Source organism: Acidovorax sp. GW458-11-26-14-TSB4 (assembly GCF_059423865.1).
The window spans coordinates 1-16,982 of sequence record NZ_JBWKYR010000010.1 but is presented as its reverse complement, the minus strand read 5'-3'; the positions used below and the strand labels follow the sequence as shown (position 1 = coordinate 16,982).

At 65.5% G+C, this 16,982-nt stretch carries 17 protein-coding genes; 15 read left to right on the top strand and 2 right to left on the bottom strand.

What is annotated here, in order from left to right:
- The first annotated feature begins 3 nt into the window (after positions 1–3).
- Genes nuoI through AC07X5_RS19740 form a run of 8 tightly spaced genes read left to right on the top strand, consistent with a single transcriptional unit; the run spans position 4 to position 7,490 of the window.
- Positions 4–516: an NADH-quinone oxidoreductase subunit NuoI gene (nuoI, locus tag AC07X5_RS19775; RefSeq protein ID WP_007849136.1), complete on the top strand. Its 513-nt coding sequence runs from the start codon at positions 4–6 to the stop codon at positions 514–516.
- Positions 517–573: 57 nt separating this feature from the next.
- Entirely contained in the window at positions 574–1,242 is a 669-nt protein-coding gene (locus AC07X5_RS19770) for an NADH-quinone oxidoreductase subunit J (RefSeq protein ID WP_494771514.1), read from the top strand.
- Positions 1,239–1,547 (top strand): NADH-quinone oxidoreductase subunit NuoK, encoded by a 309-nt coding sequence (gene nuoK / locus AC07X5_RS19765; protein WP_005793248.1) that lies wholly within the window; start codon positions 1,239–1,241, stop codon positions 1,545–1,547. Before AC07X5_RS19770 ends, nuoK begins: the two co-directional genes overlap by 4 nt.
- 31 nt (positions 1,548–1,578) lie before the next feature.
- Positions 1,579–3,633 carry an NADH-quinone oxidoreductase subunit L gene (gene nuoL, locus AC07X5_RS19760; RefSeq protein WP_494771513.1) on the top strand — a complete coding sequence of 685 codons (2,055 nt, stop codon included), beginning with the start codon at positions 1,579–1,581 and terminating at the stop codon, positions 3,631–3,633.
- 13 nt (positions 3,634–3,646) lie between these two features.
- Positions 3,647–5,122, top strand: a complete 1,476-nt coding sequence (locus tag AC07X5_RS19755) for an NADH-quinone oxidoreductase subunit M (RefSeq protein WP_494771512.1) — start codon at positions 3,647–3,649, stop codon at positions 5,120–5,122.
- A gap of 24 nt (positions 5,123–5,146) precedes the next feature.
- On the top strand, positions 5,147–6,640 hold the full coding sequence (gene nuoN / locus AC07X5_RS19750) for an NADH-quinone oxidoreductase subunit NuoN (protein ID WP_494771511.1): 1,494 nt from the start codon (positions 5,147–5,149) through the stop codon (positions 6,638–6,640).
- Positions 6,641–6,662: 22 nt separating this feature from the next.
- The gene (locus AC07X5_RS19745) at positions 6,663–6,968 is read left to right on the top strand and encodes a DUF2818 family protein (RefSeq protein WP_409964327.1); all 306 of its coding nucleotides are present in this window, start codon (positions 6,663–6,665) and stop codon (positions 6,966–6,968) included.
- Positions 6,969–7,013: 45 nt separating this feature from the next.
- Positions 7,014–7,490 carry a DUF1178 family protein gene (locus tag AC07X5_RS19740; protein ID WP_494771510.1) on the top strand — a complete coding sequence of 159 codons (477 nt, stop codon included), beginning with the start codon at positions 7,014–7,016 and terminating at the stop codon, positions 7,488–7,490.
- A gap of 67 nt (positions 7,491–7,557) precedes the next feature.
- Here the strand turns inward: AC07X5_RS19740 and AC07X5_RS19735 are convergent, their stop codons facing one another.
- Entirely contained in the window at positions 7,558–8,454 is an 897-nt protein-coding gene (locus AC07X5_RS19735) for a LysR family transcriptional regulator (RefSeq protein WP_494771509.1), read from the bottom strand.
- Positions 8,455–8,553: 99 nt separating this feature from the next.
- Here AC07X5_RS19735 and AC07X5_RS19730 point away from each other — a divergent pair, with 99 nt between their 5' ends.
- On the top strand, positions 8,554–9,573 hold the full coding sequence (locus AC07X5_RS19730; RefSeq protein ID WP_494771508.1) for an SDR family oxidoreductase: 1,020 nt from the start codon (positions 8,554–8,556) through the stop codon (positions 9,571–9,573).
- Positions 9,574–9,583: 10 nt separating this feature from the next.
- Positions 9,584–9,715, top strand: coding sequence for a hypothetical protein (locus tag AC07X5_RS19725; RefSeq protein WP_494771507.1), 132 nt, complete (start codon positions 9,584–9,586; stop codon positions 9,713–9,715).
- A 16-nt stretch (positions 9,716–9,731) separates the two neighbouring features.
- Here the strand turns inward: AC07X5_RS19725 and AC07X5_RS19720 are convergent, their stop codons facing one another.
- Positions 9,732–11,552, bottom strand: a complete 1,821-nt coding sequence (locus AC07X5_RS19720) for an ABC transporter transmembrane domain-containing protein (protein ID WP_494771506.1) — start codon at positions 11,550–11,552, stop codon at positions 9,732–9,734.
- A 345-nt stretch (positions 11,553–11,897) separates the two neighbouring features.
- Here AC07X5_RS19720 and AC07X5_RS19715 point away from each other — a divergent pair, with 345 nt between their 5' ends.
- From AC07X5_RS19715 to AC07X5_RS19695, 5 genes are all read left to right on the top strand, one after another.
- Entirely contained in the window at positions 11,898–12,668 is a 771-nt protein-coding gene (locus AC07X5_RS19715) for an ABC transporter ATP-binding protein (RefSeq protein ID WP_409964321.1), read from the top strand.
- Positions 12,669–12,837: 169 nt separating this feature from the next.
- Positions 12,838–13,569, top strand: coding sequence for an ABC transporter ATP-binding protein (locus tag AC07X5_RS19710; protein ID WP_494771505.1), 732 nt, complete (start codon positions 12,838–12,840; stop codon positions 13,567–13,569).
- Between the two features lie 53 nt (positions 13,570–13,622).
- A complete protein-coding gene (locus AC07X5_RS19705) occupies positions 13,623–14,819 on the top strand; it encodes an ABC transporter substrate-binding protein (protein WP_409964319.1) in 1,197 nt (398 codons plus the stop codon).
- A 54-nt stretch (positions 14,820–14,873) separates the two neighbouring features.
- Entirely contained in the window at positions 14,874–15,758 is an 885-nt protein-coding gene (locus tag AC07X5_RS19700) for a branched-chain amino acid ABC transporter permease (protein ID WP_409964318.1), read from the top strand.
- A 17-nt stretch (positions 15,759–15,775) separates the two neighbouring features.
- A complete protein-coding gene (locus AC07X5_RS19695) occupies positions 15,776–16,777 on the top strand; it encodes a branched-chain amino acid ABC transporter permease (protein WP_409964317.1) in 1,002 nt (333 codons plus the stop codon).
- Positions 16,778–16,982 lie beyond the last annotated feature (205 nt).

Here is a 16,982-nt window from a genome sequence, read left to right as displayed (position 1 = left end):
CACATGACTGCTGCTGTTGCTGCCGCACCTTTTTCGTTCAAGGACTTCTTCAAGAGCTTCATGCTCGTGGAGCTGCTCAAGGGCATGGCCCTGACGGGCCGCTACGCGTTTCGCCGCAAGGTGACCGTGCAGTTCCCTGAAGAGAAGACGCCTTTGTCGCCGCGTTTCCGCGGCCTGCATGCCCTGCGCCGTTACGACAACGGCGAAGAGCGCTGCATTGCCTGCAAGCTGTGCGAGGCCGTGTGCCCCGCCATGGCGATCACCATCGAATCCGATGTGCGTGACGACGGCTCGCGCCGCACCACGCGCTACGACATCGACCTGACCAAGTGCATCTTCTGCGGCTTTTGCGAAGAGAGCTGCCCGGTGGACTCGATCGTCGAGACGCACATCTTCGAATACCACGGCGAAAAGCGTGGCGACCTGTACTTCACCAAGGACATGCTTCTGGCGGTCGGTGACCGGTACGAGGGTGAGATTGCCGCAGCCAAGGCTGCGGACGCCAAGTACCGCTGAGCAAGCGGTCGCGATCCCATCCATCCCGTCGCCAGACTTTCTATAAAGACCTGATTCATGGACGCCAAGACTGGTTTCTTCTACCTCTTCTCGGTCGTGCTGCTGTTTGCAGCCTTCCGGGTGATCACCGCACGCAACCCCGTGCATGCGGTGCTCTACCTCATCCTGGCTTTCTCGCAGGCGGCGGCCGTGTGGCTGCTGCTCAAGGCCGAGTTCCTGGCCATCGCCCTGGTGCTGGTGTACCTGGGCGCGGTGATGGTGCTGTTCCTGTTCGTGGTGATGATGCTGGACATCCACATCGACACCGTGCGCAAGGGCTTCTGGAAGCACTTCCCGCTTGCCGCCTTCGTGGGCGCGCTGATCGCCCTGGAAATGGCCGCCGTGCTGATGGGCGGTTTCCGCGGCATGGAAGAGCCCAAGGCCGCAGCGGTCGTGCTCGATGCGGCCGGCAAGGTCGTGCAGTACTCCAACACCAAGGAGCTGGGCAAGCTGCTGTACACCCAGTACCTGTACCCTGTAGAGATCGCCGCCGTCATCCTCCTGGTGGCCATGATCGCCGCCATTGCCCTGACCCTGCGCCAGCGCAAGGACAGCAAGGCCATCAGCCCGTCCGAGCAGATCCGCGTGCGCGCTGCCGATCGCCTGGAAGTGGTGAAGGTCGCCGCCACGCAAAAGGCCGTGCCTGAAGCGCCTGCCGAGCCCGCCGCCGAGGAGAAGAAGCCATGACGTTGACCCTGGGACATTTTCTTTCGCTGGGCGCGATGCTGTTCGCGCTCGCGGTGATCGGCATCTTCCTGAACCGCAAGAACCTGATCGTGCTGCTCATGGCCATCGAGCTGATGCTGCTGGCCGTGAACATGAACTTCGTGGCGTTCTCGCACTACCTGGGTGACATGCACGGACAGGTGTTCGTGTTCTTCATCCTGACGGTGGCCGCGGCCGAGTCGGCCATCGGCCTGGCCATTCTGGTGCTGCTGTTCCGCAACAAGTCCAGCATCAACGCGGAAGACCTCAACACCCTCAAGGGTTGATGAGCCACCCGAATTCCCAAGGTTCTCAAGAATGAGTCAAACCCTCTCTGCTTCAACGCTCCTGGCCGTGCCGCTGGCACCGCTGGCGGGCGCACTGCTGGCCGGCATCTTCGGCACGACCTTCGGCGGCAACTGGATCGGCCGCCGGCTGAGCCACACCTTGACCATCCTGGGCGTGCTGGTGGCGTTCATCCTGTCGGCCATGACGCTCAAGAGCGTGGCGGTCGACGGCGCGCGCTTCAACGAGACGCTCTACACCTGGATGGTGGTGGGCGGCCTGAAGATGGAAGTGGGCTTCCTGATCGACAGCCTCACCGCCATGATGATGGTGGTGGTGACCTTCGTGTCGCTGATGGTGCACATCTACACCATCGGCTACATGGAAGAGGACGAGGGCTACAACCGCTTTTTCGCCTACATCTCGCTGTTCACGTTCTCCATGCTCATGCTGGTCATGAGCAACAACCTGCTGCAGCTGTTCTTCGGCTGGGAAGCCGTGGGCCTGGTGTCCTACCTGCTGATCGGCTTCTGGTTCAACAAGCCCACGGCCATCTTCGCCAACATGAAGGCCTTCCTGGTCAACCGCGTGGGCGACTTCGGCTTCATCCTGGGCATCGGCCTGATCGCCGCCTACACCGGCACGCTCAACTACAGCGAGATCTTCGCCAAGTCGGGCGAGCTCGGCGGCCTGCCGTTCCCCGGCACCGACTGGATGCTGATCACCGTCATCTGCATCTGCCTGTTCATCGGCGCCATGGGCAAGTCCGCCCAGTTCCCGCTGCACGTCTGGCTGCCCGACTCGATGGAAGGCCCGACCCCCATCTCGGCACTGATCCACGCGGCCACCATGGTGACCGCCGGCATCTTCATGGTCTCGCGCATGTCGCCGCTGTTCGAGCTGTCGGACACCGCGCTCAACTTCATCCTGATCATCGGCTCCATCACGGCGCTGTTCATGGGTTTCCTGGGCATCATCCAGAACGACATCAAGCGCGTGGTGGCCTACTCCACGCTGTCCCAGCTCGGCTACATGACCGTGGCGCTGGGTGCCTCGGCCTACTCGGTGGCCGTGTTCCACCTGATGACGCACGCCTTCTTCAAGGCGCTGCTGTTCCTCGGTGCCGGCTCGGTCATCATGGGCATGCACCACAACCAGGACATCCGCTTTATGGGCGGCGTGCGCAAGTACATGCCCATCACCTGGATCACCTCGCTGCTCGGTTCGCTGGCGCTGATCGGCACGCCGCTGTTCTCGGGCTTCTACTCCAAGGACAGCATCATCGAGGCGGTGCACTTCAGCCACCTGCCGGCTGCGCACTTCGCCCACTTCGCGGTGCTGGCCGGTGTGTTCGTCACCGCGTTCTACTCGTTCCGCATGTACTTCCTGGTCTTCCACGGCAAGGAACGCTACGACCAGAACCCCGACGCACACCACGATGCGCACCACGACGACCATGGCCACGGCCATGACGACCACCACCACGATCCGCACGAGTCCCCCTGGGTGGTGACAGTGCCGCTGGTGCTGCTGGCGATTCCTTCGGTGGTGGTGGGCTTCCTGTTCATCCAGCCCATGCTGTTCGGCGACTTCTTCAAGGACGTGATCTTTGTCGACGCGGCCAAGCACCCCGCCATGGCCAAGCTGGCCGAGATCTTCCACGGCCCCGTGGCCATGGCCGTGCACGGCCTGCAGACCGCGCCGTTCTGGCTGGCCGCGGCCGGCGTGGCCCTGTCCTACTACATGTACATGGTGAACCCGGCCCTGCCCGCCGCCATCAAGCGCATGTGCATGCCGATCTACACCCTGTTCGAGAACAAGTACTACCTCGACTGGATCAACGAGAACATCCTGGCGCGCGGTGCGCGTGCCCTGGGTACCGGCCTGTGGAAGGGTGGCGACCAGGCCATCATCGACGGTGCGCTGGTCAATGGCTCCTGGAAAGTGGTGCGCGGTATCTCCGGCGTGGTGCGCTGGGTGCAGACGGGCTTCATCTTCCACTACGCCCTGGTGATGATCCTGGGTGTGTTTGCCCTGATGACGTGGTTCGTCTGGGGTGACTTCTTCATGCAGCTCATCCGGAAATAAGGAAAACAACAAAATGGGTCTGTTGAGTCTTGCTATCTGGGTGCCGATCGCCTTCGGCGCGGTGCTGCTCGCGCTCGGCCGCGATGAGCATGCGCCGGCCGTGCGCTGGCTGGCGCTGCTGGGGTCGGTGATCGGCTTCATCGTCACCATTCCGCTCTACCAGGGCTTCAAGCTCGGAACTGCTGCCATGCAGTTCGTCGAGAAGTTCGAGTGGATCGAGCGCTTCAACGTGCACTACCACCTGGGCGTGGACGGCATCTCCTTCTGGTTCGTGCCGCTCACGGCCTTCATCACCGTGATCGTGGTGATCGCCTCGTGGGAAGCCATCACCGAGCGCGTGAATCAGTACATGGGCGCGTTCCTGATCCTGTCGGGCCTGATGATCGGCGTGTTCAGCGCGCTCGACGGCATCCTGTTCTACGTGTTCTTCGAAGCCACGCTGATCCCGATGTACCTGATCATCGGCATCTGGGGTGGCCCCAACAAGATCTACGCGGCGTTCAAGTTCTTCCTGTACACGCTGCTCGGCTCGCTCTTGATGCTGATCGCGCTGATCTTCCTGTACAACCAGTCCGGCGGCAGTTTCGACATCGCCACCTGGCACAAGCTGCCCCTGAGCTCCACGGCCCAGACGATGCTGTTCTTCGCCTTCTTCGCCGCCTTCGCAGTGAAGGTGCCGATGTTCCCGTTCCACACCTGGCTGCCCGACGTGCACGTGGAAGCGCCCACCGGCGGCTCCGCCGTGCTGGCGGCCATCATGCTCAAGCTGGGTGCCTACGGTTTCCTGCGCTTTTCCATGCCCATCGCCCCCGACGCCTCGCGCGAATGGGCCTGGCTGATGATCGCACTGTCGCTGATCGCGGTGATCTACGTGGGCCTGGTGGCCATGGTGCAGAAGGACATGAAGAAGCTGGTGGCCTACTCGTCCGTGGCGCACATGGGCTTCGTCACCCTGGGCTTCTTCATCTTCAACGACCTGGGCGTCTCCGGCGGCCTGGTGCAGATGATTGCCCACGGCTTCGTGTCGGGCGCGATGTTCCTGTCCATCGGCGTTCTGTACGACCGCGTGCACTCCCGCGATATCGCCGCCTACGGCGGCGTGGTCAACACCATGCCCAACTTCACGGCCTTCGCTCTGCTGTTCGCCATGGCCAATTGCGGCTTGCCGGGCACCGCCGGTTTCGTGGGCGAGTGGATGGTGATCCTGGGCGCGACCAAGGCCAACTTCTGGATCGGCCTGGCCTCGGCCACGGCCCTGATCTTCGGCGCCGCCTATACCCTGTGGATGTTCAAGCGCGTGTACCTGGGCCCGGTGGCCAACGACCACGTCAAGGAACTCACCGACATCAACAGCCGCGAGTTCCTCGTCATGTCGCTGCTGGCGATTGCCGTGCTGGCCATGGGCCTGTACCCACGCCCCTTCACGGACGTGATGGACACCTCGGTCGCGGAACTGCTCAAGCATGTCGCACTGACAAAGCTGAACTGACCAGACTGAACTGAGAGATTCGAGATGATTGACAACATCAGCTGGCTTGCGATTTACCCCGAGATCGTCCTTCTGGTCATGGGCTGCGTGATCGCGCTCGTGGACCTGGGCGTCAAGAGCCCCCGCCGCACGGCCACCTACGTGCTGACCATGCTCACGCTGGCCCTGGTGGCCGCCCTGCAGGCCATGTATGCCAGCACCGGCAGCACCTTCTACGGCTTCGGCAACATGGTGGTCAGCGACTCCATGGGCAACTGGCTCAAGTGCTTCGCCACCGTGGCCGTGATGGTCACCCTGGTCTATGGCCGTCCCTATGCGGCCGACCGCGACATGATGCGCGGCGGCGAGATCTTCACGCTGTCGATGTTCGCGCTCCTGGGCATGTTCATCATGATCTCGGGCAACAACTTCCTCATGCTCTACCTGGGCCTGGAACTGCTGACCCTGTCGAGCTATGCCCTGGTGGCCCTGCGCCGCGACAACGCCACTGCGACCGAAGCGGCGATGAAGTACTTCGTGCTCGGCGCCATGGCCAGCGGTTTCCTGCTGTACGGACTGTCCATGGTCTACGGCGCTACGGGTTCGCTCGACATCGGCCAGGTGTTCAAGGCCGTCAATTCCGGCCAGATCCGCCACCAGGTGCTGGTGTTCGGCCTGGTGTTCGTGGTGGCCGGCCTGGCCTTCAAGCTCGGCGTCGTGCCCTTCCACATGTGGATTCCCGACGTCTACCAGGGTGCCCCCACGGCCATCACGCTGATGATCGGCGGCGCGCCCAAACTGGCCGCCTTCGCCATCACCATCCGCCTGCTGGTGGACGGCCTGCTGCCCCTGGCCATCGACTGGCAGCAGATGCTCGGGGTGCTGGCCATCGGTTCGCTGCTGGTGGGTAACCTCGCGGCCATCGCACAGACCAACCTCAAGCGCATGCTGGCCTACTCCACCATCTCGCAGATGGGCTTCGTGCTGCTCGGACTGATGTCCGGCGTGGTCAACGGCAATGTGGAAGCCGCTGCGGTCGAGAACGCCTACAGCGCCTCGATGTTCTACGTGGTGAGCTATGTGCTGACCACCCTGGCCGCCTTCGGCGTGATTTTGCTGCTGGCGCGCGAAGGCTTCGAGAGCGAAGAGATCGCCGACTTCGCCGGCCTGAACCAGCGCAGCCCGCTGTACGCCGCCGTGATGGCCGTGTGCCTGTTCTCCATGGCCGGCATTCCGCCCATGGTCGGCTTCTACGCCAAGCTGTCGGTGCTGCAGGCACTGGTGGCCTCGGGCCAGGCGGCCTACATCGCCATGGCGGTATTCGCGGTCATCATGTCGCTGATCGGCGCCTTCTACTACCTGCGCGTCGTCAAGGTCATGTACTTCGATGCGCCGCTCACGGCCACCAGCGTCTCGGCACCTGTGGACGTGCGCGTGGTGCTCACCATCAACGGCGCCCTGGTGCTGGTGCTGGGCCTGCTGCCCGGCGGCCTGATGGCCCTGTGCGCCGAAGCCGTCGTGCGCGCCCTGGCGACCTGAGCACTGCCCCAGGACTGCTCCCGTGTCCCTGACCGGCTCCGTCTGGCTGGTGATCGTGGCGGCGCTGATCGCCGCCAACCTGCCCTTTGCCAACCAGCGCTGGCTTGTGGTGGGGCCGGTGGCTCAGCCCAAGAAGGGCCTGCCGGTTCGTATCGCTGAACTCGTATTGGCCTACTTCCTCGTCGGCGGCCTGGCCTTGCTGCTGGAGCGCCGCGCCGGGCAGATCGCTCCGCAGGGCTGGGAGTTCTATGCCATCACCGGCACGCTGTTCCTGACCCTGGCCTTTCCCGGATTCGTCTACCGCTACCTGCTGCGCCGCCACGGCTGAAGGCCGGCAGCCCTTTCTCCCTTCCTCACTGCGACCCCTCCGACCATGAAAGTGCTCGACCTGCACTGCCACGCGGGCCATGTCTTCGAGGGCTGGTTCGCCTCGGAGGACGACTTCCAGGGCCAGAACCAGCGTGGTCTGGTGCAATGCCCTTTCTGCGGCGACTCCGGCATTTCCAAGCGCCTGAGCGCTCCCCGCCTGAACCTGGGCGCCAAACCGCCGGCTCCACAGGCCTCGGCCCAGCCGGCGAAGGCAGGCAGCACCCCCGGCAGCCAGGATTCCGTGGCCTTGCCGCCGGCCCTGCAGGCCGCCTGGCTGGAGCTGGCGCGCAAGATCGCCGCCAACACCGAAGACGTGGGGGAGCGTTTTGCCGACGAGGCCCGGCGCATGCACCACGGCGAGACCGAGGAGCGTGCCATCCGCGGCCAGGCCACGCCCGATGAGGCCGCCCAACTGCTCGACGAGGGCATTGCCGTGCTGCCGCTGCCCTTGCCGGTCACCGCCAAGGAAACGCTGCACTGAAGACCGCCTTGCCCGCTCAGGCCAGGGCCGCTGTGTGAAAAGGCGCGGGGCGGATCCGAATCAGCGCTCAGGACATGTGGGATGACAGGCCCGTGACCAGGGCATCGAACGCCACCCTGCAGCGCGGGCTGTCGCGCAGGTCCTCGTGCATCGTGACCCAGGTGTGCAGCGGCAGCGTGAAATGTCCGGGCAGCACCCGCACCAGGTCTGGATCGCGCCGAGCCAGGGCCACCTGGCACACCCCGATGCCGCAACCTGCCCTGAGCAGCGCCAGCTGACCCAGGTCGCTGTCGGTGCGCAGCGTGAAGTTGCGCCGCGTCCAGCCCGACAGCGCGGGCACTGCCTTGGCGGCCGCACGCAGAAAGGGCGTTTCTTCGTCGAACCCGATCAGCGCATGGCCCGCCAGGTCGCCGGGCTGTGACGGAGTGCCGTGCCGGTCCAGATAGCGTTGGTGGGCATGCAGGCCCAGCTCCACGGTGCCCACGCGGCGGGCCACCAGCACGTCCTGCTTCGGGCTGGTCATGCGCACCGCGATGTCGGCCTCGCGGTGCAGCAGGTCCTGCACCCGGTTGGTCAGCACCAGCTCGATCCTGAGCTGCGGGTAGGCGTCGCGCAGCCCTGCCACGATGGGCGGCAGCACTTCGACGCCGATGACTTCGCTGGCCGATACCCGCACCGTGCCCTTCACGCCCTCGCCTTGGCTCTCGGCGGCGCGCTGCAGCGCCGCGGCGGTGCTGCGCATCGCCTCGGCATGGCCGCGCAGGGCCAGCGCCGCCTCGGTCGGCAGCAGGCCCGTCTGCGTGCGTGTGAAGAGGGCAAACCCCAGTGATTTCTCCAGCGACTGGACATGCCTGCCCACGGTGGGTTGGGTGATACCCAAAGCCCGCGCCGCGCCAGAGAGCGAACCCTCCACCAGCACCCCCAGAAAGCTGCGGTACAGCTCCCACCTGATTTCCTTGTCCATGCATAAATGTATAGCTGGTGAGCTATGTTGGGTAATTTCTTTTGTTCTACCCCGCGCCCAGAATTCCCCCATCGCAACACGGTTCACTGGAGAGAAGTCATGGAAAACGCAAATCAGAACATCGCCCTGGTGCTCGGTGCCACGGGGGGCATCGGCGGCGAGGTGGCACGCCAGCTGCGCGATGCCGGCTGGCAGGTGCGCGCGCTGAAGCGTGGCCTGGCACAAGAGCGGGAACTGCGCGACGGCCTGGTCTGGCTGCGCGGCGATGCGATGAACCCGGCCGATGTGCTGAACGCCGCGCAGGGCTGCTCCGTCATCGTGCATGCCGTCAATCCGCCGGGCTACCTGCGCTGGGCCGAGCTGGTGCTGCCCATGCTGGACAACACGGTGGCCGCCGCGATCGCGCAGCGCGCCACCATCGTGCTGCCCGGCACGGTCTACAACTACGGGCCCGACGCGTTCCCGCTGCTGGCAGAGACCTCGCCGCAGCAGCCAGCCACCCGCAAAGGCGCCATCCGCGTGGAGCTGGAGCGCCGCCTGGAGACTGCGAGCCGGCAGGGCTCGCGGGTGATCGTCGTGCGCGCCGGCGACTTCTTCGGCCCCCAGGTCGGCAACAGCTGGTTTGCGCAAGGCCTGGTCAAGCCGGGCCGGCCCGTAAGCGCCGTCAGCCTGCCGGGCGACCGGGGCGTGGGCCACCAGTGGTCCTACCTGCCCGACGTGGCCCGCACCATGGTCGCGCTGCTGGACCGCCGTGCTGCGCTGCCGCCCTTTGCCGTCTTTCACATGGCCGGGCACTGGGACGCGGACGGCGCGCAAATGGCCGCGGCGATCCGCCGCGTGGTGCAGCGCCGCAGCGGTAAACAGCCGAAGGTGCGCGCATTCCCCTGGTGGCTGGTGCGGCTGGCCGCGCCGTTCGTGCCGACCCTGCGCGAGTTGCTGGAGATGCGCTACCTGTGGCGCCAGCCGGTGGCCATGGACAACACGCGCCTGAAGGCCGTGCTGGGCCAGGAGCCGCACACACCACTGGACGAGGCGGTGCAGGCGACGCTCGAGGGACTCGCGTGCCTGCCAGGACCCACCGCCCAGGTGCTCCCGCCGGCTGGCACGTCACGGGCCTGAGGAGTGCGCCATGGCCAACCATCTTCATCCCGCACGCAGCGCCGGCACGCCGGCCATGGCCTGGAGCGCAAGGCCGGCGCTGGGCCTCGTCCTGGCCCACGGACACCCGGGTACCCCGTCCGCCGCTCGGCAGGGCACCTGAGGCCCCGCCGAGCGGCTTACGCCGTGAACTGCAGCGCCGCCAGCCGCGCATAGATGCCATCGGCCGCCAGCAGATCGGCATGGGTGCCCTGTTCCACGATGCGGCCATGTTCCAGCACCACGATGCGGTCGGCGTTCTGCACCGTGGCCAGGCGGTGGGCGATCACGAGCGTCGTGCGCTGGCCTGTATGGCGCTGCATGGCCGTGTCCAGGGCCGCCTGCACCATGCGCTCGCTCTCCGCGTCGAGTGCACTGGTGGCCTCGTCGAGCAGCAGCAACGGCGGGTTCTTGAGCATGGCGCGTGCGATGGCGATGCGCTGGCGCTGGCCGCCGGACAGGCGCACGCCGCGTTCCCCGAGGAAGGTGGCATAGCCCTCGGGCAAGGCCATCAGGAAGTCGTGCGCAAAGGCCGAGCGCGCGGCGGCCATGACCTCTTCGTCGCTGGCATCCGGGCGCCCGTAGCGGATGTTCTCCATGGCCGAGGAGGAGAAGATCACGGCGTCCTGCGGCACCACACCCACATGCGAGCGCAGTTCGGTCAGCGACAGGGCGCGGATGTCCGTGCCGTTCAGTCGGATCGATCCCTGCGGGCCGCCGGTACCCGCTGCGACCGCCTCCACGTCATAAAAGCGCTGCAGCAGCTGGAACACGGTGGTCTTGCCGGCGCCGCTGGCGCCCACCAGGGCCACGGTTTCACCGGCGGCCAGGCGCAGATCGAAATCCTGCAGCGCCGGCTGCTCGGGCCGTGACGGGTAGCGGAAGTTCACCTGGTCGAACTCCACGGCCAGGCCCTGGCCCGTGGATGGCAGGACCACAGGCGACGCAGGCTCGGTCACCGGCGAGCGGCTGCCCAGCAGCTCCATCAGTCGCTCGGTGGCACCGGCCGCGCGCAGCAGGTCGCCGTACACCTCGCCGAGCACGGCCACGGAGCCGGCCAGCAGAATCACGTAGACCACGGTCTGCCCCAGGTGTCCGGCTGTCATCTGGCCGGCCAGCACGGCCTGCGTGCCCTGGTACAGGCCCCACAGCAGCAGGGCCGCATTGGCGATGATGATGAAGGCCACCAGCACCGCGCGCGACAGGGTGCGCCGCACGGCCACGTGGAAGGCGTTCTCGGTGGCCTGGTTGAAGCGCTGGGCCTCGCGCCGCTCTGCGGTGTAGCTCTGCACCACGGGAATGGCGTTGAGCACCTCGGCCGCGATGGCGCTCGAGTCGGCCACGCGGTCCTGGCTGTCGCGCGAGAGGCGCCGCACGCGCCGCCCGATCCACATGGTGGGCACCACCACCAGCACGATGGCCAGCAGCACCCAGGACATCACGTAGGGATTGGTCCACACCAGCATGGCCAGCGCGCCGATGCCCATGACCGCATTGCGCAGCCCCATCGACAGCGACGAGCCCACCACCGTCTGCACCAGGGTCGTGTCCGCCGTCAGGCGCGAGAGCACCTCCCCGGTCTGCGTGGTCTCGAAGAACTGCGGGCTCTGCTGCAGCACATGGCCGTAGACCGCATTGCGCAGGTCGGCGGTCACGCGCTCACCCAGCCAGCTCACCATGTAGAAGCGCCCGGCCGAGAACACGCCGAGCGCAATGGCCACGGCGAACAGGGCCTCGAAGTGGTTGCGCAGCGCCATGGCCTGCTCGCCCCGGTCGGCGCTGACCAGGCCGCCATCGACCAGGGTGCGCAGCGCGATGGGAAAGGCCAGCGTGGCCAGCGCCGCCAGCAGCAGGAACACGCCGGACAGGGCAATGCGCCCGCTGTACGGGCGCAGAAACGGAAGCAGGCCGGTCAGGGAGCGCGGTGCCCCGCGCGCAGGGGAGGAGGGAGTGGATGCCATGCGCGCAGTGTAGGGCGGCGGCGCGCCGCATGCGGAGGCCGGCGGGCGGCTGCCCACCAGTCAGTAAAAAGTCAGCCTGTGGTTCCCGCGGGGCCGGTCGCCAAACTGGTGGCGCACCCAGTTGCTGCGCCCTGTTTCAGAGGGGGCATCCGGGTATACGAGCATGCCCTTGGAGCCGCGCTCGCGGCCCCGCGCTGTCACCTAGGCGTTTATACATAGGCATTAGTCCCAGTATCTGCCCGGGGGCGCCCCCGCATACGATGCGTTGCAACAACAAATAAGCATGCATGGAGACCTTGCAGCAAGGCTCTCCCACACCGCACACCACGGAGCAGCCAAGGCGCAATGAGCGACGTCATCCTCGAAACCACCAGCCTGACCAAAGAGTTCAAGGGCTTCACCGCAGTCAGCGATGTGAACCTGGCCGTGCGCCGGGGTTCCATCCATGCGCTGATCGGTCCCAATGGCGCAGGCAAGACCACCTGCTTCAACCTGCTGACCAAGTTCCTGACACCGACCTCGGGCAGCATCCGCTTCAACGGCCATGACATCACGCGCGAGCAGCCCGCGCAGATCGCGCGCCGCGGTGTCATCCGCTCGTTCCAGATCTCGGCCGTGTTCCCGCACCTCACGCTGATGGAGAACGTGCGCCTGGGCCTGCAGCGCAAGCTCGGCACCTCGTTCCACTTCTGGCGCAGTGAGCGCAGCCTGCACCAGCTCGACGATCGGGCCATGCAACTGCTCACCGAAGTGGGCCTGGCCGACATCGCCGACGAAGTCACCGTCAACCTGCCCTACGGCCGCAAGCGCGCGCTGGAGATCGCCACCACGCTGGCCATGGAGCCCGAGCTCATGCTGCTCGACGAGCCCACCCAGGGCATGGGCCATGAGGACGTGGACCGCGTCACCCAGCTCATCAAGAAGGTCTCTGCGGGCCGCACCATCCTGATGGTGGAGCACAACATGAAGGTGGTCTCCACCATCGCCGACTGCATCACCGTGCTGCAGCGCGGCGCCGTGCTGGCCGAAGGGCCGTATGCCGAGGTCTCGAACAACCCGCAAGTGATGGAAGCCTACATGGGCACCACCGACGGCCAACTCCAGGGAGCGCATTGAATGAAGCTCCCCCTGAGTCGCTTCGCGCCTTCCCCCTCTCTCGACTCGCTGCGCGAGTCGGGAGGGGGACGCCCCCAGCACGGCGGGGCGGCCCTTGCGCGGGGGCACTGGCCTTGTGCGTGCCGGTTTCGTAGGCAGCAGGTGGCGCGTAGCGCAATGGATAACTGAGATGGCAAATCCCCCAATCAACAACGGCGTGCCTGCGCTGGAAATCAAGGGCCTCGAAGCCTGGTACGGCGAATCCCATGTGCTGCACGGCGTGGACATCGTGGTCCAACCTGGCGAGGTCGTGACCCTGCTGGGCCGCAACGGCGCAGGCCGCACCACCACCATGCGCGCCATCATGGGCCTGACCGGGGCGCGCAAGGGCTCGGTCAAGATCAACGGCGTGGAAACCGTGGCCATGGCCACGCACCGCATCGCCCACCTGGGCGTGGGCTACTGCCCCGAAGAGCGTGGCATCTTCGCAAGCCTCTCGTGCGAAGAGAACCTGCTGCTGCCCCCCGCACTCAAGACCGGCACGCCCGGCATGTCGGTGCAGGAGATCTACGCCATGTTCCCCAACCTGGCCGAGCGCAAGAACAGCCAGGGCACGCGCCTGTCCGGCGGCGAGCAGCAGATGCTGGCCGTGGCCCGCATCCTGCGCACCGGGGCCAAGCTGCTGCTGCTCGACGAGATCTCCGAAGGCTTGGCACCCGTGATCGTGCAGGCCCTGGCGCGCATGATCACCATGCTGCGCGAGAAGGGCTACACGGTGGTCATGGTGGAGCAGAACTTCCGCTTTGCCGCGCCGCTGGCCGACCGTTTCTACGTCATGGAGCACGGCCGCATCGTCGAGAAGTTCGGCGCCGCCGAGCTCGAAGCCAAGATGCCGGTGCTCACCGAGCTGCTGGGCGTCTGATCCCATCCCCTCAACCGATTCTTCACCACCACCACACCTACAGGAGACAAACCATGAAGAACCAACTCAAAGCGCTGGCCCTGATGCTGGGCGCCGCCGGTCTTGCGACCTCGGCTGCGCACGCGCAGGACAAGGTCAAGATCGGTTTCATCACCGACATGTCCAGCCTGTACGCCGACGTGGAAGGCAAGAACGGTGCGCTGGCCATCCAGATGGCCATCGACGACTTCGGCGGCAAGGTGCTGGGCATGCCCATCGAGCTGCTGAGCGCCGACCACCAGAACAAGGCCGACATCGCCGCCTCCAAGGCGCGCGAGTGGATCGACACCCAGGGCCTGACCATGGTCTTCGGCGGCACCAATTCTGGCACGGCCCTGGCCACGGCCAAGGTCGCGCAGGAGAAGAAGCGCGTCTACATCAACAACGGCGCGGCCAGCTCGGCGCTGACCAACGAACAGTGCTCGCCCTACACCGTGCACTATGCCTATGACACCGTGGCGCTGGCCAAGGGCACGGGCTCGGCCATCGTCGACACGGGCGGCAAGAGCTGGTACTTCCTGACCGCCGACTATGCCTTCGGCCATGCGCTCGAAGCCGACACCACCACCGTGGTCAAGGCCAAGGGCGGCAACGTGGTGGGTGCCGTGCGCCATCCGCTCAATGCCTCGGACTTCTCGTCCTTCCTGCTGCAGGCACAGAACTCCAAGGCCCAGATCCTGGGCCTGGCCAACGCCGGCGGCGACACCATCAACTCCATCAAGGCCGCCAAGGAATTCGGCATCGGCAAGAGCATGAAGCTCGCCGGCCTGCTGATCTTCATCAGCGACGTGCACAGCCTGGGCCTGCGCAACACCGAAGGCCTGCAGTTCACCACCAGCTGGTACTGGGACCTGAACGAAGAGACGCGCAAGTTCTCGGCCCGCTTCTTCGAGAAGACCAAGCGCATGCCCACCGAGATCCAGGCCGCCGACTACTCGGCCACCATGAACTACCTCAAGGCCGTGGACGCTGCCAAGAGCGTCGATGCCGACAAGGTCATGACCGCTTGGCGCGGCATGAAGATGAACGACTTCTTCGGCTCGGGCCAACTGCGTGCCGATGGCCGCTACGTGCACGACATGTACCTCATGGAGGTGAAGAAGCCTTCGGAATCGACCAAGCCCTGGGACTACTACAAGCTCGTCAAGAAGCTGCCCGGCGACACGGTGTTCACCACCAAGGCCGAGAGCAAGTGCCCGCTCTGGAAATAAGCCCTCGTCCACGGACCTGAACGACCTCCTTCGCACCTGCTGCCGCCTTCGCCCATGGAAATCTTTGGTGTCTCATTGCCAGGCCTGTTGAGCCAGCTCCTTCTGGGGCTGGTCAACGGATCCTTCTATGCAATCCTCAGCCTGGGGCTGGCCGTGATCTTCGGCCTGCTCAACGTCATCAACTTTGCGCATGGAGCGCTGTTCATGACGGGGGCACTGATCACCTGGATGGCCATGAACTACTTGGGGCTGAACTACTGGTGGATGCTGGTGCTGGCGCCGCTGGTGGTGGGGGTGTTCGGGGTGGTGATCGAGCGCCTGCTGCTGCGCTGGATCTACAAGCTCGACCATCTGTACGGGCTGCTGCTCACGCTGGGCCTCACGCTGCTGATCGAGGGGGTGTTCCGCTCCATCTACGGCGTCTCGGGCCTGGGCTACGACACGCCCGAGCTGCTCGAGGGCGCGACCAACCTCGGCTTCATGATCCTGCCCAACTACCGCGCCTGGGTGGTGGTGGCCTCGGTGGTGGTGTGCCTGGCCACCTGGTACGTGATCGAGAAGACCAAGCTCGGTGCCTACCTGCGCGCCGGCACCGAGAACCCCCGCCTGGTCGAGGCCTTCGGCATCAATGTGCCGGTGATGGTGACGCTGACCTATGCCTTCGGCGCCGCCCTTGCGGCCTTTGCCGGTGTGCTCGCCGCGCCGGTCTACCAGGTCACGCCGCTCATGGGGCAGAACCTCATCATCGTGGTCTTCGCCGTGGTGGTGATCGGGGGCATGGGCTCCATCATGGGCTCCATCCTCACGGGCCTGGGCCTGGGCGTCATCGAAGGCTTCACCAAGGTGTTCTATCCCGAGGCATCGTCCACCGTGGTGTTCGTCATCATGGTCATCGTGTTGCTCATCCGCCCCGCCGGCCTGTTCGGCAAAGAGAAATAAGCCCGGGGCCTGTCCGCATGAACTTCAAGAACAACATCGCCCCCATCGGCTACGGCCTGTTGCTGCTGGGCCTGATCGCTGCACCCTTCCTGGGGGCCTATCCCGTCTTCGTGATGAAGCTGATGTGCTTTGCACTGTTCGCTTCCGCATTCAACCTGCTGCTCGGTTTCACCGGCCTGCTGTCCTTCGGCCACGCCGCCTTCCTGGGGGGCGCCGCCTACGTGACCGGCCACGCCATCAAGGTCTGGGGCCTGACGCCCGAAGTCGGCCTGCTGCTGGGCACGGCCGGCGGCGCGCTGCTGGGCCTGCTCTTCGGCTGGCTGGCGATTCGCCGCCAGGGCATCTATTTCTCCATGATCACGCTGGCCCTGGCCCAGATGCTGTTCTTCGCCTGCCTGCAGGCGCCGTTCACCGGCGGCGAGGACGGACTGCAGGGCGTGCCGCGCGGCAAGCTCTTCGGCATCATCAGCCTGCAGAACGACCTGGTCATGTACTACGTGGCGCTGGTGATCGTGGTGCTGGCCTTTTTGCTCATCGTGCGCACCATCCATTCCCCCTTCGGCCAGGTGCTCAAGGGCATCAAGGAGAACGAGCCGCGCGCCATCTCGCTGGGCTACGACACGCACCGCTTCAAGCTGCTGGCCTTCGTGCTCTCGGCCGCCCTGGCCGGGCTGGCGGGTTCGCTCAAGACCGTGGTGCTGGGTTTTGCCACGCTGTCCGATGTGCACTGGACGGCGTCAGGGCAGGTGATCCTGATGACGCTGGTGGGCGGGTTGGGGACTTTGTCCGGTCCGCTGATCGGGTCGGCGGTGGTGGTGATGCTGGAGAACAAGATCGGTGAGTTCGGCAACCTGCTGGCTGCGCTCACCAGTGTCGAATGGTTCAAGACGCTGGGTGAGTCGGTCACCATGGTCACTGGCTTGATCTTCGTGATCTGTGTGCTGGCCTTCCGCCGCGGGATCATGGGGGAGATCATTGCCTGGCTGGCCAGTCGTCGGGCAGCCGGTTCGCGGCACTGAGGTTTTTTATTGGCCGTATGCCTTTGTTAAGGGCGGGAGCCGGGATGTGCGCCCGGCGGCGCACCTACTTTCTTTTTGCGCAAAAAGAAAGTAGGCAAAGAAAAGGCGCCCCGCTGTCTGCGTCCCTCCGCTTCGCTACGGGCAACCTGCGATGCTCGGTCCTGGGGTGGCGTCGCGGAACTCGCTACGTTCTTCGAACTCCGCT